Genomic DNA, 24752 nt, shown 5'->3' on the forward strand with positions numbered 1-24752 from the left:
TTATTAGGTATTAAAGTAGGATTTTATCTCTCCTGATATTTTTACTCCGAACTGGTCGAGGGTATTGTCCTTTGCCAATTCACGGGCATTTTTGATCATATTTTTTCTCAATTCTTCCTTATCAATAATTTCATTTATCGATTTTACAAGACTTTCTACAGATTTTGGTATTGAGAGTATTCCATGCCGGTAATTATCCATAAAATATGGGATTGATCCAACTTCACTCGCAATAACCGGTAAGGAATTGGCCATGGCCTCCCAAATCGTTCTGGGAAAACCTTCAAATCCACTTCTGGACGCAATACAGTAAATATCACATGAACGGTAGAGTTCATTTAATTCTGAACCGATTTTCAATTTACCATGCCATTGTACAATTCCCTCATTGCCCTGTTTTGCGGCCTCCCCTTTTAGTTTATCAATAAGATCATTTCTTTTTGTCAGAGAAAACCCGGCAATATGAAATTCTATCTTTTTATTATCGGAATTAATGATTTTTAAAATGGCCTCCAGTATATCTTCCAAGCCTTTGGCTTCGTCGATACGGCCGGTATATAAGATCTTTATTACATCTCCCTGACAAGTATCTTCCCTGTCGTAAAAATCAGCTTTCTTAAGAGTGGTTGAGCGGATTAATTGGGTTTTGCCATTGAATTTTAAAAGTTTGTTTTGTTTTAAACGGCTATTGGTTATGCACAATATATCAGAGGCTAATTTGTTTTGCAGGTTTTCATAATAATGGGCCCATAATTTTATCAATTGCTTTTTTAGCCAATTGCCTTTCATGCTTGATAATCCGTCAATGTAGTCGCCAACGACATAAATCGCAGATTTTTTTGGAAACCTTTTGATAATGAAATTTGAAAGTGGACTTGGTGTCCGACAAAGTATAGCATCGAATTGCCCCTCGTATCTTTTGAATGTTTTGAGATAGTGCATAACTCTCATCAACCTCTTTGGGAAACTTAAATGAGGGCCAAGACCGATGACTTTAATGTTTTTAGATAGGATTTCATAATCCATATTTTTCATTTCATGCGCCAAAGGACTGTGCAAAAAACACAAGATGATTTCAAAATGGACGGCAATAGAATCCAAAAAAACCCCTTGTTGAGCATCCGTAAAAATTTTGCCATTTTCTTCAAAACAGGGAATATGGTAGTGCACAGCCAGTCTCATCGAAATGATCTCCTTTTCCCCCAGTTCATGCCTACAAAACCCAGTGCTATGACAAACCAGGCCATAACATTTAATATGGCAGTAATTACATACAAGTGGATACACATCAAAATAATGGAAACAAGTATTATCCTCTGAAAATCAGACACTTTATGAAAAGTAAATAAGCCCGTCAGAATAATAATCGCGAGAATAGAAACGAAGGGCACAAATAAAAACAATCCCCCTTCGGCCAAAATATTAATATAGGAATTATGCGAGCCGATATCCATAATTTTCCCTTTGTTTATAACATATTCAGCGCCTTCAAACTCCCCGGGAAGCTGAATTTCATATCCCTGAAAATTGTTCAACCCAATGCCGTACTTCTTGTTTTCATTAAATATTTCCAGACCTTTTTCTACCATTGATCGCCTGATTAAATAGGATCGATCGGAAGAGAAGACCTCTTCAGTATTGTAAATAATATTATAAGTACGCTCATTCAAACCGTAAATAGTGTCCTGAACAATCGGCAGCGCAATGAAAAGGTTGCCAAAGAGTGCAATTATAATGGCATAAAAAAGAATTGTTCTAAACCGCAACTGATCAATTAGTAAGGCAGAAACGACACCACCAGCCACAAGCAAAGACCCTGCTCTTGAACCGCTTAAAAAGGACAATACAATCAGAATAATACCGAAAAACAGGCCTTTTTGTTTACCGTTTTTAGAAACAAAATGATAGGTGGCAATCGGAGTAAAACAAATGGCTAGAAATGAAAAGGCATTTTGTGAATAATCCTTGAATATTGGTATTAATTGAAAACCGATACGCTGAAAAATGTGATAATAAAGCACGCAAATTATCAGACCGAGTAGAATTGCATCAAAAATGGCCCTCAGACTTATGAAATTTTTTATAGAGTTAAATAGTATAAGTATTAATGACCAATACATATAATTTAAAATAACCAGGCCTGAGCTATCCTGATCTGAACTATGGGCATATGACAATAAGGCTCCTATGGCAAAGGCTATGGCCAGGAGTGAAAAGGTAGAAAAAAGCTTTACAGGTTTTCCCTTTTCAATGAAATAGAAATAGATAAAAAATGGGAAAAAATAGAAGGATATATTGAATACAACCTGTATAAACTGCAATACTATAAAGAGGGTAAACCAAAAAAGTATTTTCTCTTCTCTTTTATAATATTTATAGTCAATCAAGCGCATCAGGACATCCAGTATTTATAGATTTCCGGTGAACGATTTTCCCAGTAGGCCATTTCCTCACTGAATAAATAGTCCAATTCTCTTCTGTAGCTTTCCGAATTATTTATTTTCTCCTTGTCGTAAATTTTTGCTCTAATCTTTAAAACCCCGCTTTTTAATAATGTTGACTTTTTTACCAGGCGATTTAATCCTATAATCCGAAACAGCTGACGCATGGTTCTGGCCAAAAAAGAATTAGCCATGTAAGTCATATTGGAAGATTTTAATTGAATTTCCAATGGATTTTCAAGCCTTAGAAAGTTTGTTACCTTTTTTAAGGCTTTTTCTGTATCAAAACGCAATTCTTCAAGTGAAATGACTAAACAATTTTCCTTACCAAATTCGTTTTCCCATTTTTCTATATAGGCAGAATAACAGGATTCCCTATAATATTTCAATTGGGTGAAATCTTCATCAATGCCCTCTTCAATCCTACTTTTATATTTGCTGTTAAGATTTGGAAATTCAATTTTTCTATAATTTATTTTTCCGCTACTCTTAGCTTTTTCTAATTCAGATAATTCAATTGCTGAATTATTTTCATCTTTTTTGAATGCCTCGATTACTTCCTTAAGAGTGCGATTTTCAATCTTGTTTCCCTTTTTAACATTGTGCATGTATGCAGAAACAAACCGAGTTTGAGGTTTGCGGATTATAAATACAATTTTAACCTTCTCAAAATGAGATTTAATGTTGGCAATGGCATTGGAAGAATAAAGCGCAAGTGTAGATGCATCCAAAAATGTACCCGAAGAATCCATTTCCGAGGTCAGTTTATCGATATTTCTTTTAAAATCTGCACGCTTTAAACAGAATATCTGTGATTCCTTTAAATCTTTCAATGTAAATAATTGAGGATTCTCAGCAAGCATGTCGTAAAGCGTTGTAGTACCGCATTTTCTGATACCGGGAATTAAGACCAGACCTGGTTTCAATTTAAGCTATTTATGTTTTCTGTTTCCAAAATCTGATCAGCTTTGGTATTCCATTTTTTAAAAGCCGTTTGACGGGATGGCAGTGTATTTAGCAAGTATGTACTTTTTAAAATTCCAATTGATATTCCTTTGGTTCTTTCTAAATCATTCTTTGACCATTTTAGAATTGAACCCAACATTGATTTAATTAAAGTGCTAAAAATAAGCGCGTAGTAAACCAATAAATAGCCCACTTTTTTTATAAAGGAGACCTTGTTTAAGCGACAATAATTCAAAGTGTGGAAATACCTTGAAAAGGCATATCTCTTATAAAAGGAAATGGCAGATTGAGCGTATGCGCTTTGATCTACCACCTGATGATGTATGGCATCAATAGGAAGGTATTGAATAGGCCCCTGTTTCGACAAGGTATAGCTTAAAATAGCATCTTCACCTTTTCCAAGGCCTCTTTCATAAATATCAAACAACCTGAAATCAAAATTGCGATATAAAAATTCTTTTCTCGTAGCGAAAGCCGGACCTTTTAAATAATGCACCATTCCTCCATTTATGGGATATGCCTGTTTCAATCCGTATATCCAGTATTCGCCCGCTTTAAATTTTTTTATTCCCGAAAGCAATACATTGTGACGAATTTCACCGGACATCTTTTCTGGATTGTCCCTGTCAAGTTCGATTCCGAGCGATGCTCCTGCTAAATCAGCTGTGGAAAAAAGTGAAAACAACTCATGTATTCCTTTGGTATTGGTGATTCTGACGTCATCATCAAAGAAAAACAGTACATCGCCCATAGCTCTTTTATAACCGGTATAGCGTTGAAAGGGCTGATTTTGAACAGGGCATTTAATGTGGATAATCTGATCTTCCTTGAAAATACCGGAGTGTTCCGAATCTGATGAATCTACAATAATAATATTTCTGAAAATACCAATCTCCAACAATTGATCTGCAAGACGGCGGCAGGATTCGGGTCTGTTACGCGTGGCAATTATCGCCTCAGCTTTCAATTGCTTTTGTTTTGGCCTTAGCACTTAAAATCTGATGATAGAATTGCACGTTTTTCTTAAGAATTTTTTCTGAGGAAAAATGATCTTTTATATGTGCTCTTGCTACTTTCCCCTGTTTTGAAATTAATTCGGGTCGACTGAGCTTTTCAATTATCAGATTAGCACTTTCTTCAGAATTATCATAATTGAGCAACCAGGCCCCTTCACCATCTCTGATTATCTCGGGTCCGCTTGCTTTATTGGCCATGCATACGGGAGTTTCACAAGCCATGGCTTCAATCGCCACAAGTCCAAAAGCTTCTGCCCTTGAGGGCACGAGTACCAGACTTGCTTTATTGTAGTGATCAACAAGTTCCGAATGTGGTATTTTTCCAAAAAATTCTACCTTTTCCAAATAGGCATCAGATTTTAGTAATCCTTCCAACTGATTTTTAAATACAGGATCAAAAGCCCCTAATAGTTGAAGTTTGGTTTGCGGGCGTTTCTCAAAAATTATGTTCATGGTCATAAATAATTCCTCAAGACCTTTTCTTGGATGAATTCGACCAACAAATAGCAATAGGTTTGGATCTCTGCGAACTTCCTGCTGATTTGTAAAAAAAGTAGTATCCACACAATTATAAATGACCGAATAATCCTTGTTCATACGCAAGCTTTCAAGTGTAAGATCAGCCATATGCTTTGATACGGAAATAAGCGTATCTGCCATTTGAATATTTCGTTTTTCAAAGAAATACAATAAGCGACTCATTCGTTTTTTCTCAAAATACTGATAGGCTGAATTGGCACCGTGCATTCTCACAATCAAGTGGCTTTTTGGCTTTGACCAAAGCGGGCCAGACCAATCGTAACTTTCAATGATATCGGGATTAAAATAGGCAATTTGCTTTTTTAACCTTTTGGATAGATGTTTTCTTTCTAAATAAGGGCCGGCACTTAATCTAAACCTGGAAATTTTTATGCCTTTATTCAAATAGGGATTTAGCAATCTGTGAACGATCACACCATTGGAAGATTCAGAAATGTCCTTTTTAATTGATTTATCATAACCCAAAACAAGGACATCATGACCCTGCGCAACCAGGTATTCAGCAATGTCTTTAACTACAATTCCAATTCCTCCATGAGGTGCCGGAGGATATTCATTGCAGATGAAAAGTAATCTCAAAGATTTATTGGAATTAATTGTATTTATTTTTCCAGGTCGACAAGTCCAGATCAAATTCTTTTTCCAGACTGTTTATATCCTCTTCAAATAACTGCCAGAGTACATTTTTAAATTGATTGGAAAAAGTTGTTTTCTTATCGGTTTTGCCATAAAAAACTGGTTTCAAACTTTTCCTTATTCCCGAAGGGGATATTTTACGCAGCCATTTAAATCCATCGCTGGCAATGAGCTTTTTGTATTTAAATTTTTGATGGTATTCGCCTACGGTGGATTTGCTTTGATTGTAGTTCAGTGAATTGGAAATATCTTCAATATCCAGAAATTGGAATATGGATGAAAGTACTTTTTCCGGCGAGGTTTTAAAATCATCAAAAAGCACAATTTTGATCTGGTCTTTTGGAAAATACTTTCTGAATTGTTTTAGCTGTAAATAATATTGGCTTCTGGTAATATATTTGGATGCATTTAAAATTACTTTTTCTTCATCTTCACCTCTTGCGCCACCTCTTAATTTGTTAAAATCATAGTGTGAGAGACTTCGATCAACAGGATGGCGTATAACCGCTACAAATTTTAAATCAGGATTGTATTCAAATAAGCGTTTGGCTGTATTTCTAAATTCGGGAAAGGTGCTATACTGATCCGACGCTTCCGACCAAAGTTTTGAATTATCCGAAAAATTTGAATGATAAAGATCGATTTTATTTTTCCAGTCTTTCTCGCGATTAAAAAATTGCGGATCTTTTTTTCCATTGTAAAAATGCAAAGCCGGATGTTGCCTTAACCACCGGTACAGGGAGGTGGTTCCGCATTTCTGGAATCCAATTTGCATGAAACCCACCCTTTTAGATTGTATCAAATCAGAAATGGCAATTTTTAAGGGCGCTTTTCAGCGCCTGTTGATTGAATTAATACGACTTTATAATTATCGATAAAGTGATTATTCCTTTATCAACCTATGTATACTTGAAGATTTATCCGTTTTGATAATTCTTAATATATACTGTCCATTAGGGAAATCCTCTATTACAAATAATCCGGAAGCTATATCGGCTTCATTCCAGGCCATTAATTTTTTACCACGCAAATCAAAAATTGAAACCATTTCAATTTCATCCAAATTGCCGGTAATTGAAAAATGTCCTGAGTTTGGATTTGGGAAAACCTTATTTTCAGATGCATTTAAACCAAACAATACTTCTGAAGCCCTCTTTCCGCCGGCCATTCTAGCCTGAGTATAGGTATAGGTACAGGTATCACCAAAAGTGGTTGTTTCACCGGTGATAATTGGCCTTACACTTATATTAATAGTACTCAAATCATAGCTGTCATCCAATTGATTAAAGACCAAGTATGGAGCCGAAGATGTAATTAGTGTATCAAAAAAGGTATTGTAAACGCTGTATTCATAGCTGGCATCCGCTACCGGGAAAGTCCATATCCTATCCAGTGAATCAGTGATGGTGGAACCACAGGTCGGTTTGCGTATATTAATGGTTGGAGCAGATAAAGTAATATCACAATTCGGGCCAAAAGGAGCATTCATACTGTTTACTCTGTATCGCACGTCCAGGGTGTAATCCTCCCCATAGGTTGCAGTTGGGAATAAATCGCTTATTCTCATTTTACGTTCATTTGTCTGAACTATAAGTTGAACAATAGGATCCCCGTCACCTCTTATTCGCCATTCGTAATATTCTGCATTGGCTACATTTTCTGTGTAAAACAATTGGGCCTTATTAGTTACAATGCCGCCGCAGTCACTGCTCAATAGGCTAATTTGAGGTGTTAGTGATGAAAGCGTTACGGTACATGTACTACCAAAAGCCTGCCATGATCCATCTACAAATGCTGATACCTGAATATCATAGTCACCTGCTTCAGTGGCACCCAGGTCTGCCAGCGTAAATTCATTATTTGTACTGTTCAATGTATCAGTGGCTGCAAAAGCACTGGGGCCTGTCACATTTAATCTGTAATTGGTGGCATTTCCGATGCGTTCAAAATCTATCTGATCACTGAGCAATGTAATATTTCCTCCACATTGTGGGGCCATCACCTGAGGTAATTGCGCGGTCAGAACATTGATTGTCCATAATCCGTAATAAGCATCACTCCAAACTCCGGGTCCTCCACTTGTAATTATGCGGTGTCGGAGATTATAGGTACGGTTATAGGTCATTCCCGTTACTTCGGTCAGATTAAATTTATTGGTGGTATTAACAATATTTTGGGTGGTAAATCCTGTACCACTTATTTCAAATTCATAAGAGGTCGCAGATCCATTTGTAGTACAATACAAATTATCCTGAAGATTATTAGTAGTATAACCCATGTATTGATAAAGCATTCTGTTAAGTGTGGATGGAGGCGTATTTAATGGAATCCCTTTCACCACAATTTGATCAAAGAAGAGTTCTTCACTCGAAGAATTACATCGCAAACGTATTCTGAACTCAGCCGTATCGCCTGTTACTGCAGTTGTATCTCTAAAAGCTTGCATGGTCTCACTCAAAATGGAGTCCTGCGCTTGTTCTCCCCCGAGGTTGTCAAGGTCATTGTCCCTGTACATTCTTTGAGAATTGGTACTTGCTGTTGGACCGTTTCTGAATTGCATTAATCTTGTCCAGGAACCCCCGTCGTAGCGCACATCTACGTCAAGCCAATCCCGATTACTCCCGGCAAAAAAATCATAATTATTGGCCGACCTTGCACCTAATTTAAAAATGAAAATTAAATCCGAAAAACTATCCACTTTTATCTGTCTTGTCGTAAATGTAACCACACCATCGCTCGGGCCACTTGTGGAACGGTCAAGGTCTTCAGCTGCAACTAGATAAGATCCGTTTAGACCTGTGATGCCAGAGGGCAATCCTGTAAATTGTGCCAAGGTACCTCTACCAAAATATGAGGAAATTCCAAAATCGTAAAACTGATGACTCAGCGTATATCTGGAATTATTGCCATCGGTTTCAAAATCTTCTACGTAAACATTTACATTTTGACTCGAGGCATTCAGAGTAAAAAGTATAAGGCAGATAAAAAGGGCGGTGGAGTATCTAATTAACATAACTATAATGGTTAAGGCAAAACTACTATTATTTTACGAAAATTACAGGTATTGGTTTAAACATTAAAGAATAAGGCTTTATTAGGGGTGTAAATTGGTAATCACCTGTCATTCAGGACAGTACTTTCTCAAACATGTTTTCAAACTCATTTAATTGGTGCCTAAGACTACGCCCGGCAACATTGCTTTTAGCATTTTCACTAAAATTATCCAACAAATCCTTGTCAATTAAGTTCAAAAGGGCTTCTGCAAATCCTTCGGGGCTATATTTTTCTATTACTAATCCCGAATATTCATTTTTTACATTTTCAGGCAATCCACCGGCATTTGACACAATACAAGCTTTTCCAAGCATCTGGGCCTGGGTAACAGAATTATTAAAACCTTCTTCTATACTCAGCAGTACATAGATATCCGCATTCATCACCAATTGATTGACTTCATTTTGATTTTTCCAACCACAGAATTCAAGCTTATCATTGATTTGAAGTCTTTTGGCCTCAAATTTTAAAAACTCCATTTCCGGACCGTCGCCTACAATAATGTATTTGAAATTTAATTCCGGACGATTGTATTTAAGAATTGACAAGGCTCTCAGCACATAAATATGACCCTTGGTCCAATATAAGCGGGAGCTTGTTATAAGTGTGATTTCTGATTTTTCAGGGTTCACTTCTTTATATTTGTCCTTAAGGTCTACCGGAAGTGAAGCAGGTTGAATTATGCTTATATTTTTGCTGTCATAACCTTGCGCTACAGCCTTATTTTTTAAATATTCTCCCAGTACATGTAGCTGATCACAATTTTGGAGAACTTTTCTAAAAGAATCGGGCTCGAAATCAAAGTCCTGGCCTCGTGAACTACAAATCACTTTGGTTTCCTTAAAAAAAGCCTCAATGCAGATATGTCTGGCCACTTGAAGTGAATTAAAATATACCAGATCGTATTTCCGGCTCAAAAGTTTATGATAATAAATCAGTTGGCCTATGGACTGATAAAAAGTATAGTTGTTTTTCAAACAGAGTTTTAGAACCAGCAAAGATCGCCTGAATTTAACTAGTAAATAAAAAACGGGAATTATATAGGCTAATGGATTTTTAGTAAAATTGAAACGCAAAAAAATGCTTTGTTCTATTTTCTTCAATTCCTCATTTCCAATTAGATCTTTGGCCAGTCTTCTTTCTCCTTTTTTGAATAAAAAGAATTCCAAATTGGGATATTTTAGTTTTAAACCGTGGAATAAAAAACTAATGTAAGGATGCGTAGCCGTTGGCCAAATGCTTGAAAAAATGAGGATTTTATTCTCAGATTGTTTGTTTTTCAAGAATTAATTAGGCATTAATTGTTGCGGTTTTTTCCACTTGCTCAAATCAAAACCGCTAAAATTTTCAAGTTTTTCAAGATCATCTTTTAGTTCATTGCGAATATAGGCCTCTGTTTCATTGTTCATTTTTTGTTTTTGCGCGATCGATTCTGAAAACATACTTTTAAGTGTTTGCCGGATTCTATATGGCATTATTTTTATAATGGGATTATTCAGCACCATTCTTCCTCTATCCGTTAGATAGGAATGATTCAATGATTGATTGGTTTTGGGCAGATTGTTTATATTATCAAATTCCCTGCCGTCGATTTCAAGGAAATGGCACAAGGTTAAAATTTCAGCTCTGAAATTTTCAATCAGCTTTTCAAATTGAACGACTTTAATCTGATCGGCTGAAAAATACTTCAGGTATCGCTCAATTTGCATATGATATTTGCTGATTTCGATATAGGCGCGGTTTTGTCTAATTGCTTCATCTATAGATGTTTTTTCCCTTCCTCTCACCTGCCTATGTGCAAAATGCGATTCAATTCTTTTTACGGGGTCTTTTATTATATAAATGAGTTTGATTTTGGGGTTATATTCAAAAATATTGTTGGGTGTATCGGGAAACTCCGGGTAAAAGGAATACATGGTAGAAGCTTCTCCCCTGATTTTTTGATCGTCTTTATCAAACAATTCATCGTATTCATCAAGTCTGTCGCGCCAATTTTCCCGAATAAAAAAAGCGGGTTCTTTGATTTTCGAGAAAGAGATCCGGGAATGAGTAGAAAGTAATTCTGCTAAACTGGTTGTTCCGCATTTTTGAGCTCCGAAAATAATGAAACTGACTTTAGCCATTCAAATTCCAGAATTCCGAAAATTGATCGCAATGCGATTGTTTTGAAAAATTTTCTCTGGCTTTTTGCTTATTTATGTTTACCCAATTTTCCCTGTCAAATTGATGTTTTATTGCCAGTTCCATGTTTTTTGCCAGTTCCCCTGGTTTCCCGGGATCAGAAAGAAAGGCATTTTCGCTATTTAAAACATTTTCTATGCCTCCGCATTTTGTGCTTATTACAGGTACTCCGGCAGCCATGGCCTCTGCTATTGAGTTTGGAAAACCCTCATCCAGACTAGACTGTATCAGAAAAGCAGCGCGACTCAAACTATCCCTGATCTCATCGGCACTCAGATTTCCTGTTAGTTTTACATTTTCTGTTAGTCCAAGATCCCGAATCATGTATTCAAGTACTTGCCTTTCATCGCCTTCACCAATTATTTCAAGATTGAAATTGGGGATTTTTTTTTTGAGCAAATGACAGGCCAGTAATAGATCCCTATGGCCTTTGATCCAGTGAAGTCTCCCGATAGCTATAATATATTTGTCTAGCGGCATATTGGATATGTCAAAAAATTCTGATGAGACCAGCGTAGGAATGCATTTAATTTTAGCTTCAAACCCTGGTAACAAAGCATTAAAACGATCGGCTAGTTCTTCATTAACAACGTGTATTCGCATTGCCTTTTCCGCCACACTTTTAAGTTTTTCAAGATACGTGCTATTAGTGAAAGGCATAACATTTATATCCGAACCCCTAATGCTAAATGTGAATTTGGTATTCGACGGTAAAAAGTTATACCATTTAATTGCCGTGCCGGCAAAATGAAAATGAATAATATCGGCCTTCTGTCTTTTAAAAAACTGTTCAACAGCAAATTTCTTTATCTGAGATCTTTTTTTAAATGGATATTTAAATACAAAGGATGCTTTTTTAAGTGTGCTGAGTCTGTCAAAATTAGGAATCGCGAAAGCATTGACTTTGCGGTTTAAGGGACTCTTGATTTTTCCGTTTTCTGAAGTAGAGCCATAGGCTATGCGTAGTTTAATTTCTGAAATGTTTTCCGAAACTGCATTGAGATGATTAATGATAAAAGGCTCGCCGGGAGGCGTATTTAAAATTGCAAGTAACTTTTTTTTAGTTTTCAATTAATTCTTTATACGTATCTACCCAATATTTTAATTCCAAATCGGGATGAAACTTCTCAATCATTAGTTTTCTGGCCCCTTTTCCAATTTCTATTCTTAAATTTTTATCCTCGATCAGATTTTGGATGCATTTGGCCATATTTTCATAATCTTTTTTATCGACCAATAAACCGGTTTTCTCGTGAATAATTGCTTCGGGAATCCCACCAACATTGGTACTTACAATTGGCATCGCCATGGCTGATGCTTCGAGTATTGAATTGGGTAAGGCTTCATTTACTGAGGATTGAATATAAATATCAGAATAAGCCAAAAGCTCTTTTACTGATTTTCGGTTCAGATTACCCATAAAATTAACACGGCTATCCAAATCAAATGTAGCTATTTGACTCCTGATTTCATTTTCCATTTCACCCTCTCCGGCAATAAAATATTCAATATCATTTCCGTTATCTTTTAAATCTCTAATAGCTTTCAATGCCGTTAAATAATCTTTTTGCCAGGTAAGTCTTCCTATGGTACAAATCCTGATGACTGGAGACAAGGCGTAATTTCTTTTGCCTGGATTAAAAAATTCTATATCCACAGAACGCCGGATTACTTTGCATTTATCTTCCGGTGCATTAAAACCCTCAATGGCTTTGGTTTTAATGTAATCGCTCACAAAATGAAGTAGTTTTGCCTCGCCATAAATATTTTGAAGTTCAGCTTTCCATTCCGGGTCTTTGGCCGGCCTGACCAATGTCTCGTATCCACGAAAGGAAAATATTTTTTTCTTGTCTTTTAGAAAAAGGGAAATGGCAGGATACTGTTGTGAGTTTAAAATATGAACCACAGAATTCTGATCTTCTGCCAGGTCTGGAAAATTAAGATAATTTTTTAAATCGATTTTATTTTTTAGGCCTGAAATAAAATAAAAGGGTAAATTCAAAAAACGTCTAATTCCGGATTTTTGCCTTAATAGAAACAATTGACCTATTGGTGTACAGTGCTTTTTTTTGGTGAAAATCTTTATCTCAAAACCGGCCAATTGTATCAAACGCAAATACAGTTGATGCCAAAATGGTTGATTAGGATGGGCAAACTGGTCAAATATTATGGTCAGTTTGTATTTCACAAACTTTTGATCGAATAATATTTTCGTCCCACAACTAAGCTCGATACAGACTTTATGAATTCAAATCCCAATTTTTCAAGGCTTTTTCTTTGTGCAATATTATCTGCAGCTGTATAAATCCAAACTTTTTGCAAGCCTTTCTTCAAGCAATAATCCAGCATGTACCACATTATATAAGTATTTAAACCCTGTCCTTGATACTCTTTTTTTACCCTGGTATGATAAATTATGGCAGAAACATTTTTCTCAACTTCAAAATTAAAATTACCTTTTTGAACAAAGTGCTGACCTTCGAGTTGCAGCCAGTGGTATGCAATAGGATTAGGACCAACATAAGTTAAAAAACAAACAGAATTTCCCGATTGAATCCGTTTAGTAAATTGAGACTGACTGACATTCCATATTTTTTTTATCTCACTGAAGCTTTCGATTTCGGCCAAACGTACTTCGGGCTCAATAGAAATTATAGGTTTACTCAATGGTTTCTTTAAATCGTATTCATAAAAAACTTCTTTATGCGTACCCAATTTAAAATTCTTTATAAATTTTCTAGCTCTGTACATCTGATAATCCTAGAGAGCTCATTTCAAAGTGTCCATATAAATAATCAAAAAGTGTATCTAAACTTTCGAAATAAGATTTTACTTCAATTTCTGTTTGAGCATAAGGACTTGTTCCCGCTAAAATTTCATTGCTGTGAAACATCATATTCAGTACCGTGGAATGAACTGAATTTGAATAGTTTTTGACAAAGCTATCTGCCAGATTGATCATTTCCTTTGCATTACTTTTCCAGGGCCGAAACCAGGTTATTTTGGAAGATTTACCCAATTTTCCCAGTATCTTTTTGTGCCATTTGCTATTATCATCCAATTTTCGCAATATGGGTCTTGGCCATTTCATTAAATGCGGATTACCCAAGGTAGCAGGGACTTCCAGAATTTTCATTTTGCCCTTTTTTCTGAAATCTTGTGTGGATGGATGATAGGGTTGTAAAGGAGCTCCCCAGAAGTTGACTTTACCCTGTTTGAATGTATGCGTTCTAAAACTACAGACAGATGAATCAACGGTGTAACCCAGCTCTTCAAGAAATGGAAGTGTATTTTTGCTTATTCCCCAGCGTCCTGCCCGAAATGATTTTGGAGCGTAGTTAAATTTGGATTCAAAAAGATTTGTTAGATTCTTGAGCTTTTCTTTTTCAACATTAGAATCGTAGGCCAATTGAGGTGTTTTGGTTCGTCCGGCCTCCCAATCAGCCTGGGGTTCAATGAATTCGCCGTGCAAATGCGTTCCAAGTTCAGCATTTGTGAGTGATTTAAACAAATCCACACATTGCGCGTTTTGCATGACCTCTGGACTTAATAAATAACTCGGCCTTATATTATATTTTTCAAAGAGAGGGTTGAGATATTTAGGGATGCCATGAATGATATTATCAAATGACATTGGTTTCTTTATTTTCCATGCGGGCCCTTTATCGCATTCCGTATCAATGCTTATAATCAGGATAATTTTAGCTTTCATTTTTATCAAGCCACTTTCCTAGAATAATTAATGACCATATATGGTTTTTCTTATTGGAATTATAAATATCCTCTAAACCGCTTTGGTTAAAGAACTTAAGTAAACTGCTGTTTTCAGATTTAAAATAGTGACTTAAAATCTCAATAAACTCTTTATCCTCCTTAATCCATTTTGTTAGTGGAACAGTAAAGCCATGTTTTGGCCTCTCAACAAAATCTTTAGAAAAGGTTTTTAGTAAAATATTTTGAAGAGGTAATTTGCCTTTAAAGCCATTATTTTGATATTCAAAGTAAAACTCAGGAGGAAGCTTGGAAATAAAATTTGCCAATTTAACATCAACAAATGGTGTTCTCACTTCCAAGGAATTCATCATAGAAGCTATGTCAACTTTAGGCAACATGTTTCCTTGTAAAAGTAATTTGATATCCATGTTCTGAACTTGTTGAAGATCAGATAATTGATTGCCGGAATCAAAAATTGATTTTAAGTAATTTGCATTTTTTTTTGGGCTTATTTTTAAACAGTTTTTCCATAATCTATTTCGAATGACATTATTTAAACCGGGAGTAAGTTTTAACCAATTCTCATAGGTTCTCTGAAGGTCTTTACTCCTATTTTTAATCCTTGAGATTAGTAAATGAGCATGTGAACTGAAATTCTTATTTTGATTGTTTAATTTCTGTAACCAGTTAAAATAGGAGTTGTATCCTCCCAGGAATTCATCTGCACCATCACCTGAAAGCACCATTTTAACTTCATTTGATGCCATTTTACTAAGGTAATAAGTTGGTAAGACTGAGCTATCACCAAAAGGCTCGCCCGAATGATCTATTATGGAATCAATTATACCTACTGATTCCGCCTTAACTTGAAATTGATAATGATCCAGACCAAATGTTTCTGATGCTTTTTTTGCATAGCCAAGTTCAGAATACTCATCTTCAAATTCAATGGTAAAAGATTTAACACCTTTTCCAAGGTATTCACTCATGTATTTGGTAATAATGGTGGAATCAATTCCTCCGGAAAGAAAGGCGCCATATGGCACATCAGAATAAGTATGATGAATTACAGAATCTCTGAGTTCATCTTCAAAAGCCTCAGAAAGATCTTCAAACTTTGTATTAAAATCAGGATTAAATTCAAAATTGTAGTATTGGTGTTCTTTGAGACTATTGGTATTTAAGTTATATGTTAAATAATGGCCCGGTTTAAGCTTTCTGATTTCGTTATAAATAGTAAAGGGTGCAGGGATATAGTTTAATTTTAGATAAAGATCAAGCGCATTTAAATCCAGGGTCAAATTTGTATTCCCTAATGACTTTAAAGCATTAATTTCTGAAGAAAAGGCGAAGGATTCGTTTTCGTGAAAATAATGCAATGGCTTAATGCCAAAATGATCCCTGGCAATTATTATCGAATCTTGTGCTTTATCATAAAATGCAAAGGAAAACATCCCTCTAAGGTAATTCAGGCTTTTTGTACCATCGATTTTTAAAGCTTCCAAAAGGACTTCAGTATCTGATTTAGTTTTAAGATTATTCAACTTTAATTTTCGAGCAATTTCTTTATAGTTGTAAATCTCACCGTTGAATATTAAAACATATCTTCCATCCTCACTTATCATTGGTTGAGTCCCATCTTTTACATCAATTATTGATAATCTTCTGTGGCCTAAATGCAAATTTTTGCTATTGTAAATACCACTTGCGTCAGGACCTCTGTGAAATAATTTATGTAATGACTGTTTAAATTCCTCAATATCAAGTGTTCCGTTTTTGCTGTGATATCCTAGTATTCCACACATCTTAATTGTGTCTTGATAATAACTTATTCTTTAAATCGACTACTTTCTTAAATTTTTTTATTCGCTTCAAATTTTTAGAGTTTCTGTTTTCAATATCCATAAAAATATAATCTTCTTTTTCTCTGGCATATTGGGTTTTATAAGGTGATTCCCCTCTCATGAAATTAAACTGAATGATTTTAGGATTGTGAAAAGCAGATTTAAGGGTTTCGAATAACAGTATTTTACTTGGTGAATAAAACTTATAATTTTCGTCAAAGGCCGGGGTATAATGATACTGAATACCATCTTTCAGAAAATCCAATTGATAAGCCCATATTTTATCATCACTACCTAAAAGATACGACAATTGAATCCATCCCTTTTTTTCATAAACCTCTACTACCTCCTCAAGCATTTTTCTATGGGCATTTCTTGAAAATGCATTTTGCTGACCAGTGCTTTGTCTTCGTTGATCATAAATTGTTAATAGCTTTTCAAGATGATCTTTTATATTTTCGTGTTGTTCAACCACTTTATAGCTTAAATTAGCTTTCTTCAATCGATTAAACCTACCTCTAACATCCCTTAGACTTTTGTGAAGAAAATCATTATAATAGCTATCCCAATCTGCTGTCGTATCAACAAAATAGAAATGTCGATGTCTACGAATGGAAACCTGAAATCCAGCCTCTTCCATAGATGATTTAAATTCAAACCAGCCCGAAGATGATTCAGGGACATAATACAAATGCAAGAAATCCCATTTATCTATAATGCTTAAAAGGTGATCTTTACAGGAATTAGCAAATTCCTTGTAGCCTTCATTTAATAATGGAAATAATACAAAATCATTGGGGCCGTGACCTAGTGGGAAGAGATGCTTTTCATTAAATAATCGATATCGGACTTGTTCCCTAATTTCAAATTGAAATTCTGAATTTTCTTTTCCCAGATTAACAATATTTTTAGTGTTGATACTAAAATTCTTGTTGTAGATTTTAAACCATTCTTTTTGGGAGTGAATATTGTAATTATTACCCCTGATTGTCTTTACTATCCCCAAAAAGTCCTTTTAATTCGTAATATAATCGCATTTGAGAGCGGTCAATACGTATCAACTGCAAAAAATAATAAAAGGATTTAAACCAGTTTTTCTTTTCAATATAATATCTCATTAAACCTTTGTAACCCGACACAATTCTGGGATTAAACAGTTCTTTGTATTTTCCGGAAGTATATTGATTCATGGAACTAAAAAACTTTACTTTGTTCCTGGAATGTTTAAAGCTATCGTTCTCATTTTTATGACTAAATCCTTGTATTGTTTTTCTATAAACTGACATTTCATCCGGTAATACATAAGCAAAGCCATAATTAGTCATATTTAACAAAATCACATAATCGCCCACTGTAGATTTTGATATTAAATTTTTATCTGTCAAAGCAGATTTTCTGAAAACAAAACTGGAAGTATGAAAAGTTGGACCTACTTTTGTCATCATTTTGACAATGTCTTTCTGGTATAGTTTTCTTCCAACATATTTGGAATTAGGACGCTTTTCACTATTATATTCAATGTTATCTTCAATAATTACACCCGTAACATGTCCGCAAATGTTAAAATCAGGGTTAGATTCAAGAAAGTCAACCTGTTTTTGAAGTTTGTTATCATCAATCCAAAAATCATCCCCTTCACATAAGGCTAAATATTTGCCTTTTGCTTTGGGAATTAAAAATTGAGAAAGTGGATTAATATTTTTTCTAATCCATTGATTATCAGACTGGTAAATTGCTCTAATTTTTCCTCGATTCTTAGATTCACATTCTTTTATTATAGATTGTGTAGAATCTGTTGAAGCATCATCATGTACCAGTATTTCATATTTGAAATTAGTTTTTTGATTCAAAAGTCCTTTAAGACAATCATTAATATAATTTTCATGGTTGTATGCGACAGTACAAATTGACAATAATGGTTCTTTATTTTCTGATTTATTCATTAGCTATTGCCACACAGAAACCGTTTACACCAAATCCATTTCCATTATAAAAAAGTATCTTTCTGTCTCCATCTTTTACAACTGCGGGGTAAGCTTGCATTAGATTATCATAGTTAGTTTCACCTATTTCCAATCCGGATTTATCATCCATTCTGCTCCACTTTGTTGGGCTTTGCTCAACAGCTTCAGCATATCCAATTCGATAACTTTCCGGGCCGTCTCTAAAATCCCTACTCCCGCGATATGTAAACCACATTTTTAACTTGCCATTTTCGTGAATTACAGTTGGTCTTGCATTAGCCTCTTCCTTTGTAAGAGGTTCAATGCATGTAATATTATCTCTTTCCCAATCCAGTCCATTTTTAGAGTGAGCATATTTAATATGATATACTGATTCGGGTTTATTATCTACCAAGACCCAATCTGTAGCAGAAGCATACCACATATGCCAGGTGTTATTAAAATGCATTACCCATGGAGAGATGACGAAAAAAGGTTCAAACTTTGAGCGATCAAGTATCGGGCCATCATATTTTCTTAGAAATGTATCTCCATTATCTTTACTGACACCAAGCCCTACTGCATTTTTATAAGGAACTTTAAAACTTACACTATAAGCTGTATAATAAAGGTAAATCTCATTATTTTCCTGAATTGCGCAAGTACATATTGTTCCGCAATCGTCAAACATTCCAATTCCACCAATTTCCATAACAGGTTCTTTTTTGATATATAAAATTTTTGATGGATCTTTTCTGTCTAAGTCCACATAAGAAATCATACTTTCACCTTTTTGACTTCTTCCAGTGAAATAAACTCTAATTTTATCTTTCAGTAATAAAGGGGTCGGTGTCATCGCATGACTTTTTACCCAATCTGGTTTTTCTTTTCTAAGATCAAAAACAAGTCCTAATTTATTCCATTTCATAATATCCGAATTATAATTGTAATCCCATTGACCAAAAATCATTTCCCCACCAGTGATTTTTATGCTCACCTTCGAGGACCATTCCGACTTTTTCGTAAAATTCAACTGTCCTTCGATTTGGAACAGTTAGTTTAACTTTATGAGCTTTTTTCTCTTTATATAATTTACAAGCCTCATGAAACAAGGCTGTCCCTATTCCTTTTTTCTGGTTTGTATTATCTACCAAAACCCAGATTATGGTACCAACTCCACCTTCAACAGGGGTTCCAAGAATAACCCCCGAAGGCTTATTTTCGTCCAACGCCAATAGAAAGACCCAATCTTTGGAGCTTTTAACTTTATCAGCAGTCCAAGGATCCGAAAAATAGCTCAAAGCTTCCTGCGGTAAATTAATGGTGCTATGTATAAGGTGACGAAGCGTTTTGACATATAAGTCTCTGTAATCTTCCTTTACTTCAATAATTTTCACATTAATTCCTTTCTAATATGAACAGTATATTCATATAGTCCGTAATCCATCAGAATCCTAATATGTCTTGAACATTTCGCTACCAGGAATGAAACTACTTCATCAAGTTCCCAATGAAAAAGGTCTTCACGTTTCCAATCTACATGGGTGCTCATCACATTGAATGCCAGCCCTTTGCGACAGCTTTTGAAAGCAGATTGAATGATGTTTTGTGCAAAATCGATCATTTGTGCCTGACTCATTTCACGTTTCTCTGTTAGTACACCGTTCATGATCACATAATCAAATTGACCCTGTTCATAAGGCTGATCAAGTATGTCGCGCACTTCGAATTCATTATCCGTATATTTTTCTTTTGCAGCGGAAATCATCTTTTCAGAAATATCAGAGCCGAAATAGGTGATATCATCCAATTGATTCCGTTTCATAAAATCAATTAGTAAGCCTGCCCCACACCCAAGGTCAAGTAATGTCACGTTTTTTTCGGCAATTATACTCGTCAAGACTTTGAATCTGCTATCAAGATCCTCAGGATTTGGCCAATCCATTCCCCTGGCAGTGGGGCCATGTTCTTTTAATTTTTTTTCGTAATGCTCTTTTAGTGTTTTATAATCTTTCATGATTTTTTCCAATATGCCGGAAAATAATCTGAATCAATTGGTCCTTTACAAATTCGATCACACAAATCCAGATACGTTTGCCTATCTACTATTTTCTTATAAACAGGGATAAGGGATTTTTCTCCACCAAACCTCCTTTTAAAAGCTTCTAAATGATCTCCTTCACTTGCTCCACCTCCAAGATTGAACTTTAATATACCTTTGGCTTTTAAACTTTTAATTCCTTCCCAAAGTAATAACCTGGTAAGATTTCTTCCCTTATCATCCGTAGCATTAATAAAATACTCTGCACAATTCTTATTCGATAATAATATTACGACGGCATGTACCTCACCATTAATTGTTCCGGCTAATGCAATCGTGGAATCTAAATCTATTAATTCTAAAAGTGTTTGTTCTTTAAAATGATAGTTTTCACCCGCGCCAACTCTGTCAAGGGTGTCTGCATATAATTTAGGTAATTTACTTATAATGAGTCCTTTATCTGAATTTATGGCAATTGATAAATCTTTGTATACTTTTTTTAACTCATATTTATGACCTTTAGCCATGCTTGACCAAAGCTGATCTTCACTTAATCTAAGATCCAGCAAAAAAGATGTTCTATTACATTCAAATAAATCGGATGGTTTTCCACCGAATAATGGATGAGACATTAAATAGGCTGTTGCGACATTTTGAGACTTAAACCAATCTAACATTGTTAATTCTACACTATCAGATTCAGTGCCCCAAAATATAATGCCTCCAAAACCATAAGGTGTATAAATATCTTGTGCAGTTCCATCTTTACTGCGTTTGGAAAAAACACTAATTGCCCCAGAATCATTAAAGTCAATTCTTAATAACGAAATTTCTTTTTCTTGTGAATAGCTTAAAGCATTACAATATTCCCAAGAATGGAAAATAGAATAACTTAAATCTTTAAGCGCCAGATTCCATTCTTTTTTATCTTCTAGTTTTATAATTTTTACTTCTAAAGACATGCGAATGCTACAAAAACAACCTCTTTCTATTTGGGTCAAAATATTCTTCATATGAAGTAGGAGGTTGACTGTAAAAGCCAAGCTTCTGCAATACTTTTTCTGAAACATTGGATAAATCGATATCCTTAAGCAATCTCGGGGTGTCTATATATTGTTTCATCCATGGTCTACAAACATTTAAAGTGATAGCATGTCTCCACGATTCAGAATTGTTCTTACCTCCAGCATGCCACATTCTGGTATTAAAAAACCAAGCTGTGCCGGCTTTAATTGTCAATCTTTGTGCGTTCTTATAAAATTCATCATCGTCGGGCATTTGTTCGCTTTTCTGACTGCCCTCTAAATAGTATGTTGCTCCGTTTTCAGGAGTAAAATCAACCAATGGAATTAACACCCCCATTCGTAAAATATAATCATCTAAATAAATAGGGCAATCCACATGGACATGACTCGAATCATTTCCGGATTTGGGTGGCATGGACGAAGAGGTATACGAATATAATATTGAGTTCTCACCTAGCACCCAATCCATTGGATCTGTGACTTTTTTGTTATCCAACAAATCAAGAAAAGCCCCACCATATTTGGCATTTGACAATACATAACCGTAAAACTTATAATCTTTAGTTCCTACGAATTCCAACTCCTTTTTCAGCGCCAGTTCTAACTCTTTTGTAGCCCTTTTAATGAAATCACTATCAACAACATTGTCAATAATGACGTATCCTTTATCATTAAATTCTTCTAAAAAAGATTGCTTATCATATTGTTTCATCTTGCAAAAATTTATTCTTTAATTAAACCAATTCATATTCTTCTAAAAGATCTTTAATAATTGACTTTTTATTAAACATCATAACATCGATAATGGAAAGGTAAGGGACAAAGTCTTTTGAATATTGATTATACTGTAATTCTCCTGTGCTAATAAAATTTAGTTTCATTCTTTCATTATCAAATCGTTTTTTATCATACAATAAACGGCCATTTATTGGATTTATATAATGATCACAGCCTTCCTTTTTGCAAATATCGATAATCCGATCCTGACCGCTAAGATCTTGATTATTATAACCTTTTGAGCTATAAACAATAGCAGTGGTCAAATCAAGGTAATCAATAACTTCTTTCAATGAATTTATTATAAACTTTGAAAGGTTCGTTTCTTTATTATTGATACTTCTAACAACTATTGGGAATACTTTGTCGAAAAAGGGTGACTTTTTGTATGCCATTTCAATACTTTTCAATAACTTTTTTCTCCATTTATCCTCTGAAGACACTTCTATTTCATTGATTTTCTTATTTTGACTAGCCTCGAGAAGTGGTATAGAAAATTTATGAACCCGCCCATTTATTAAAATCTGATTTCTATTAATCCAGCCCTTTTTAATGAAATTAACATCATCATAAAATATAAATTTATCTACTGCATTGATTAACTGAAAATAGCCCAAATAGGGGAATATATAAGGTTGCATAATTGCTAGCTTCACAAACCGTATTTTTGTGTTCTTTGCATTAATCTTGAGATCATATCCTGTTCTTCCTTCGTCAAATCGTGATATAAAGGAAGACAGAGAATCCGTGAAGAAATATCATCAGATATTGGGGTTTCCTTTTGAGTTACATAATCTAATTTGGAAAGCGAAGGGTAGAAGTATCGACGTGGAAAAATTTCAGCTTCTTCAAGAACTTTTTTTATTTCTAGAACTTCTTGTTCATCGTTTAACAGTATAGGATAATAAGAAAAATTGTAATCACAAGAACTCTCAATTTGCTGTTTTTTATAAACAAGAGGTTTTAATATCATATCATAATATTTTGACTGTTCTTTGCGACTTTCAAGAATCAAGTCTATATCCTCGAGAACACAAAGCCCCATGGCAGCGTGAAATTCAGAGTTTTTACCATTGATACCGAGTCCATGAAAAGTTGTTGGTCCTGAATGACCAAAGTTCCTCATAAAAGCTACTTTTTTAAGAATTTCCGGATGTCTTGTAACGATCAATCCTCCTTCTGTTGAATGCATTATTTTAGTTGCATGAAGACTTAGGGTACTTAGATCGCCGTATTCAAGAATAGACTTTCCTTTATAATTTGTACCAAAACAATGCGCCGCATCATAAATTACTTTTAGCTTATGCTTATTGGCAATTTTTTCTATTGATTCAATGTCACATGGATTTCCAAAGCAATGTGTTGCCAGTATTGCTGATGTTTTATGGGTGATAGACTCTTCTATTTTACTAGGGTCTATATTGAAGGTTTCCGGAGAAATATCAACATAAATTGGTTTGCATTGCTCCCAAACAATACTGCTGGAAGTGGCAACGTAGGAGAAAGGTGTGGTAATTATTTCACCCTTTAGTTCAAGGGCTTTAATAGCAATTTGAAGTGCTATTGTCCCATTGCCAACATATGCCAGGTGTTCGACTTTCAGATATTCTTTTAAAAGAAGCTCAAATTCATTGACCAGTGGACCATTATTGGTTAGCCACTGTCTTTTCCATATGTCATCAACATATTTTTTAAATTTTTCTTTTGATGGTAAATATGGTTTGGTCACCGGAATCAAAATGATTTAGTTTTTATTCCAATCAAATTCTTGTCCAATTAAATTGAATAGTTTTTCATTGTATGGTTTAAATAAATTTTTAAGAATGGCTCCCGTATCAGAATTAATTTTTAAATGATACTTTCTTTCATTCATATTTGAGGCACGCAGTTTTTGTTTATTATCAATTCCAATAAAATTTAAAATTTCTTTATGAACTAACTCGACGTTTAATTTGTAATAATTACTTTCCAATATCATTATTTGATCTTTTGGAAAAACCTTCAAATAATTATTTACCTGATCATAATAAATTCCTCTTCTTAAATAGCCGTATGGATCGCGATACCAATTTACTGATTCAATATTCATTAGTTCATTTTGAATTGCCTCTTCAAAAGTACGCTTATCCTCTAGTTTAAAATGATTCCTTGACAGGTGAAAATTATGATACATTGTCCAAGCTGAATAAGCCCTTGAAACGGGCTCTCTCAATAAAATTATAATTTTAATTTTTGGATCATAATTAAAGATTCTTTTTGCACATTCAGGATGGTATAAATACTCAGGTGTTGCTTCAAATGTAATCTGATTTTTATTGATTTGATGAGGTTTTGGAAAATTAGTATGGTAATAATAATGACCCCTCAGTTTATATAATGAATCGTTTGAAAAATAGCCCATTTCCTTAATCGGAGGAGCTATGATTTCTGAATGTGAAGACAGATATTGAAACAAAGCTGATGTTCCTGCCTTTTGTGCACCTACAATTAGAAAGGATGGTTTTGTGTGGTATCCAAATTGAACGAAATAATTATTGATTTTTTCGCGTTTTTGTTTGGAAGGGATCATTTTAA

General features: G+C 34.7%; 24 protein-coding genes. All 24 read right to left on the reverse strand.

Translation table 11 applies throughout. The features are described 5' to 3' along the window. Positions 1 to 3: 3 nt before the first annotated feature. The 24 genes from HZR84_00945 to HZR84_01060 all read right to left on the reverse strand — a co-directional run bounded on the left by HZR84_00945 (position 4) and on the right by HZR84_01060 (position 24747). Complete coding sequence (locus HZR84_00945; GenBank protein QNL20575.1) at positions 4 to 1182, reverse strand: glycosyltransferase family 4 protein; 1179 nt, start codon at positions 1180 to 1182, stop codon at positions 4 to 6. Further along, a complete protein-coding gene (locus HZR84_00950; GenBank protein ID QNL20576.1) occupies positions 1179 to 2393 on the reverse strand; it encodes an O-antigen ligase family protein in 1215 nt (404 codons plus the stop codon). Before HZR84_00950 ends, HZR84_00945 begins: the two co-directional genes overlap by 4 nt. After that, positions 2393 to 3367 carry a sulfotransferase domain-containing protein gene (locus tag HZR84_00955; GenBank protein QNL20577.1) on the reverse strand — a complete coding sequence of 325 codons (975 nt, stop codon included), beginning with the start codon at positions 3365 to 3367 and terminating at the stop codon, positions 2393 to 2395. The genes HZR84_00950 and HZR84_00955 overlap by 1 nt, the downstream gene beginning before the upstream one ends. Then, positions 3364 to 4374: a glycosyltransferase family 2 protein gene (locus tag HZR84_00960; protein ID QNL20578.1), complete on the reverse strand. Its 1011-nt coding sequence runs from the start codon at positions 4372 to 4374 to the stop codon at positions 3364 to 3366. Before HZR84_00960 ends, HZR84_00955 begins: the two co-directional genes overlap by 4 nt. Beyond that, positions 4364 to 5542 carry a glycosyltransferase family 4 protein gene (locus HZR84_00965; GenBank protein QNL20579.1) on the reverse strand — a complete coding sequence of 393 codons (1179 nt, stop codon included), beginning with the start codon at positions 5540 to 5542 and terminating at the stop codon, positions 4364 to 4366. The genes HZR84_00960 and HZR84_00965 overlap by 11 nt, the downstream gene beginning before the upstream one ends. A gap of 13 nt (positions 5543 to 5555) precedes the next feature. Then, positions 5556 to 6374 carry a sulfotransferase gene (locus HZR84_00970; GenBank protein QNL20580.1) on the reverse strand — a complete coding sequence of 273 codons (819 nt, stop codon included), beginning with the start codon at positions 6372 to 6374 and terminating at the stop codon, positions 5556 to 5558. 108 nt (positions 6375 to 6482) lie between these two features. Continuing rightward, the gene (locus HZR84_00975) at positions 6483 to 8612 is read right to left on the reverse strand and encodes a T9SS type A sorting domain-containing protein (GenBank protein QNL20581.1); all 2130 of its coding nucleotides are present in this window, start codon (positions 8610 to 8612) and stop codon (positions 6483 to 6485) included. Between the two features lie 112 nt (positions 8613 to 8724). Further along, on the reverse strand, positions 8725 to 9936 hold the full coding sequence (locus HZR84_00980; GenBank protein ID QNL20582.1) for a glycosyltransferase family 4 protein: 1212 nt from the start codon (positions 9934 to 9936) through the stop codon (positions 8725 to 8727). A 3-nt stretch (positions 9937 to 9939) separates the two neighbouring features. Next, a complete protein-coding gene (locus HZR84_00985) occupies positions 9940 to 10776 on the reverse strand; it encodes a sulfotransferase domain-containing protein (protein QNL20583.1) in 837 nt (278 codons plus the stop codon). Further along, positions 10769 to 11905 (reverse strand): glycosyltransferase family 4 protein, encoded by a 1137-nt coding sequence (locus HZR84_00990; protein QNL20584.1) that lies wholly within the window; start codon positions 11903 to 11905, stop codon positions 10769 to 10771. The genes HZR84_00985 and HZR84_00990 overlap by 8 nt, the downstream gene beginning before the upstream one ends. Next, positions 11895 to 13022, reverse strand: a complete 1128-nt coding sequence (locus HZR84_00995) for a glycosyltransferase family 4 protein (GenBank protein ID QNL20585.1) — start codon at positions 13020 to 13022, stop codon at positions 11895 to 11897. The genes HZR84_00990 and HZR84_00995 overlap by 11 nt, the downstream gene beginning before the upstream one ends. Next, positions 13019 to 13585: a GNAT family N-acetyltransferase gene (locus HZR84_01000; protein QNL20586.1), complete on the reverse strand. Its 567-nt coding sequence runs from the start codon at positions 13583 to 13585 to the stop codon at positions 13019 to 13021. The genes HZR84_00995 and HZR84_01000 overlap by 4 nt, the downstream gene beginning before the upstream one ends. Continuing rightward, positions 13572 to 14546, reverse strand: a complete 975-nt coding sequence (locus HZR84_01005) for a hypothetical protein (protein ID QNL20587.1) — start codon at positions 14544 to 14546, stop codon at positions 13572 to 13574. Before HZR84_01005 ends, HZR84_01000 begins: the two co-directional genes overlap by 14 nt. Beyond that, on the reverse strand, positions 14536 to 16353 hold the full coding sequence (gene asnB, locus HZR84_01010) for an asparagine synthase (glutamine-hydrolyzing) (GenBank protein ID QNL20588.1): 1818 nt from the start codon (positions 16351 to 16353) through the stop codon (positions 14536 to 14538). Before asnB ends, HZR84_01005 begins: the two co-directional genes overlap by 11 nt. A gap of 1 nt (position 16354) precedes the next feature. Next, positions 16355 to 17398, reverse strand: coding sequence for a GNAT family N-acetyltransferase (locus tag HZR84_01015; GenBank protein QNL20589.1), 1044 nt, complete (start codon positions 17396 to 17398; stop codon positions 16355 to 16357). Next, entirely contained in the window at positions 17370 to 18335 is a 966-nt protein-coding gene (locus HZR84_01020) for a glycosyltransferase family 2 protein (GenBank protein ID QNL20590.1), read from the reverse strand. Before HZR84_01020 ends, HZR84_01015 begins: the two co-directional genes overlap by 29 nt. Further along, positions 18328 to 19263: a hypothetical protein gene (locus tag HZR84_01025; protein ID QNL20591.1), complete on the reverse strand. Its 936-nt coding sequence runs from the start codon at positions 19261 to 19263 to the stop codon at positions 18328 to 18330. Before HZR84_01025 ends, HZR84_01020 begins: the two co-directional genes overlap by 8 nt. A gap of 10 nt (positions 19264 to 19273) precedes the next feature. Then, on the reverse strand, positions 19274 to 19732 hold the full coding sequence (locus HZR84_01030; protein ID QNL20592.1) for a GNAT family N-acetyltransferase: 459 nt from the start codon (positions 19730 to 19732) through the stop codon (positions 19274 to 19276). Beyond that, complete coding sequence (locus HZR84_01035) at positions 19729 to 20352, reverse strand: class I SAM-dependent methyltransferase (protein ID QNL20593.1); 624 nt, start codon at positions 20350 to 20352, stop codon at positions 19729 to 19731. The genes HZR84_01030 and HZR84_01035 overlap by 4 nt, the downstream gene beginning before the upstream one ends. Then, a complete protein-coding gene (locus HZR84_01040; GenBank protein QNL20594.1) occupies positions 20349 to 21338 on the reverse strand; it encodes a GNAT family N-acetyltransferase in 990 nt (329 codons plus the stop codon). Before HZR84_01040 ends, HZR84_01035 begins: the two co-directional genes overlap by 4 nt. A 7-nt stretch (positions 21339 to 21345) precedes the next feature. Beyond that, complete coding sequence (locus tag HZR84_01045; protein ID QNL20595.1) at positions 21346 to 22113, reverse strand: phytanoyl-CoA dioxygenase family protein; 768 nt, start codon at positions 22111 to 22113, stop codon at positions 21346 to 21348. Positions 22114 to 22135: 22 nt separating this feature from the next. Further along, complete coding sequence (locus HZR84_01050; protein QNL20596.1) at positions 22136 to 22834, reverse strand: WbqC family protein; 699 nt, start codon at positions 22832 to 22834, stop codon at positions 22136 to 22138. After that, entirely contained in the window at positions 22831 to 23916 is a 1086-nt protein-coding gene (locus tag HZR84_01055) for a DegT/DnrJ/EryC1/StrS family aminotransferase (protein ID QNL20597.1), read from the reverse strand. Before HZR84_01055 ends, HZR84_01050 begins: the two co-directional genes overlap by 4 nt. Before the next feature lie 6 nt (positions 23917 to 23922). Next, positions 23923 to 24747, reverse strand: coding sequence for a sulfotransferase domain-containing protein (locus HZR84_01060; GenBank protein QNL20598.1), 825 nt, complete (start codon positions 24745 to 24747; stop codon positions 23923 to 23925). Between the last annotated feature and the right edge of the window lie 5 nt (positions 24748 to 24752).

This window comes from Hyphobacterium sp. CCMP332 (genome assembly GCA_014323545.1).
In the GTDB taxonomy this organism is placed as follows: Bacteria; Bacteroidota; Bacteroidia; order Cytophagales; family CCMP332; genus CCMP332.

Coding starts and splice junctions, on each gene's coding strand:
- HZR84_00945 (QNL20575.1), bottom strand. CDS start 1,182: ATGAGACTGGCTGTGCACTACCATATTCCCTGTTTTGAAGAAAATGGC.
- HZR84_00950 (QNL20576.1), bottom strand. CDS start 2,393: ATGCGCTTGATTGACTATAAATATTATAAAAGAGAAGAGAAAATACTT.
- HZR84_00970 (QNL20580.1), bottom strand. CDS start 6,374: ATGCAAATTGGATTCCAGAAATGCGGAACCACCTCCCTGTACCGGTGG.
- HZR84_00975 (QNL20581.1), bottom strand. CDS start 8,612: ATGTTAATTAGATACTCCACCGCCCTTTTTATCTGCCTTATACTTTTT.
- HZR84_00985 (QNL20583.1), bottom strand. CDS start 10,776: ATGGCTAAAGTCAGTTTCATTATTTTCGGAGCTCAAAAATGCGGAACA.
- HZR84_01000 (QNL20586.1), bottom strand. CDS start 13,585: ATGTACAGAGCTAGAAAATTTATAAAGAATTTTAAATTGGGTACGCAT.
- HZR84_01005 (QNL20587.1), bottom strand. CDS start 14,546: ATGAAAGCTAAAATTATCCTGATTATAAGCATTGATACGGAATGCGAT.
- asnB (QNL20588.1), bottom strand. CDS start 16,353: ATGTGTGGAATACTAGGATATCACAGCAAAAACGGAACACTTGATATT.
- HZR84_01020 (QNL20590.1), bottom strand. CDS start 18,335: ATGAATAAATCAGAAAATAAAGAACCATTATTGTCAATTTGTACTGTC.
- HZR84_01025 (QNL20591.1), bottom strand. CDS start 19,263: ATGAAATGGAATAAATTAGGACTTGTTTTTGATCTTAGAAAAGAAAAA.
- HZR84_01035 (QNL20593.1), bottom strand. CDS start 20,352: ATGAAAGATTATAAAACACTAAAAGAGCATTACGAAAAAAAATTAAAA.
- HZR84_01040 (QNL20594.1), bottom strand. CDS start 21,338: ATGTCTTTAGAAGTAAAAATTATAAAACTAGAAGATAAAAAAGAATGG.
- HZR84_01045 (QNL20595.1), bottom strand. CDS start 22,113: ATGAAACAATATGATAAGCAATCTTTTTTAGAAGAATTTAATGATAAA.
- HZR84_01060 (QNL20598.1), bottom strand. CDS start 24,747: ATGATCCCTTCCAAACAAAAACGCGAAAAAATCAATAATTATTTCGTT.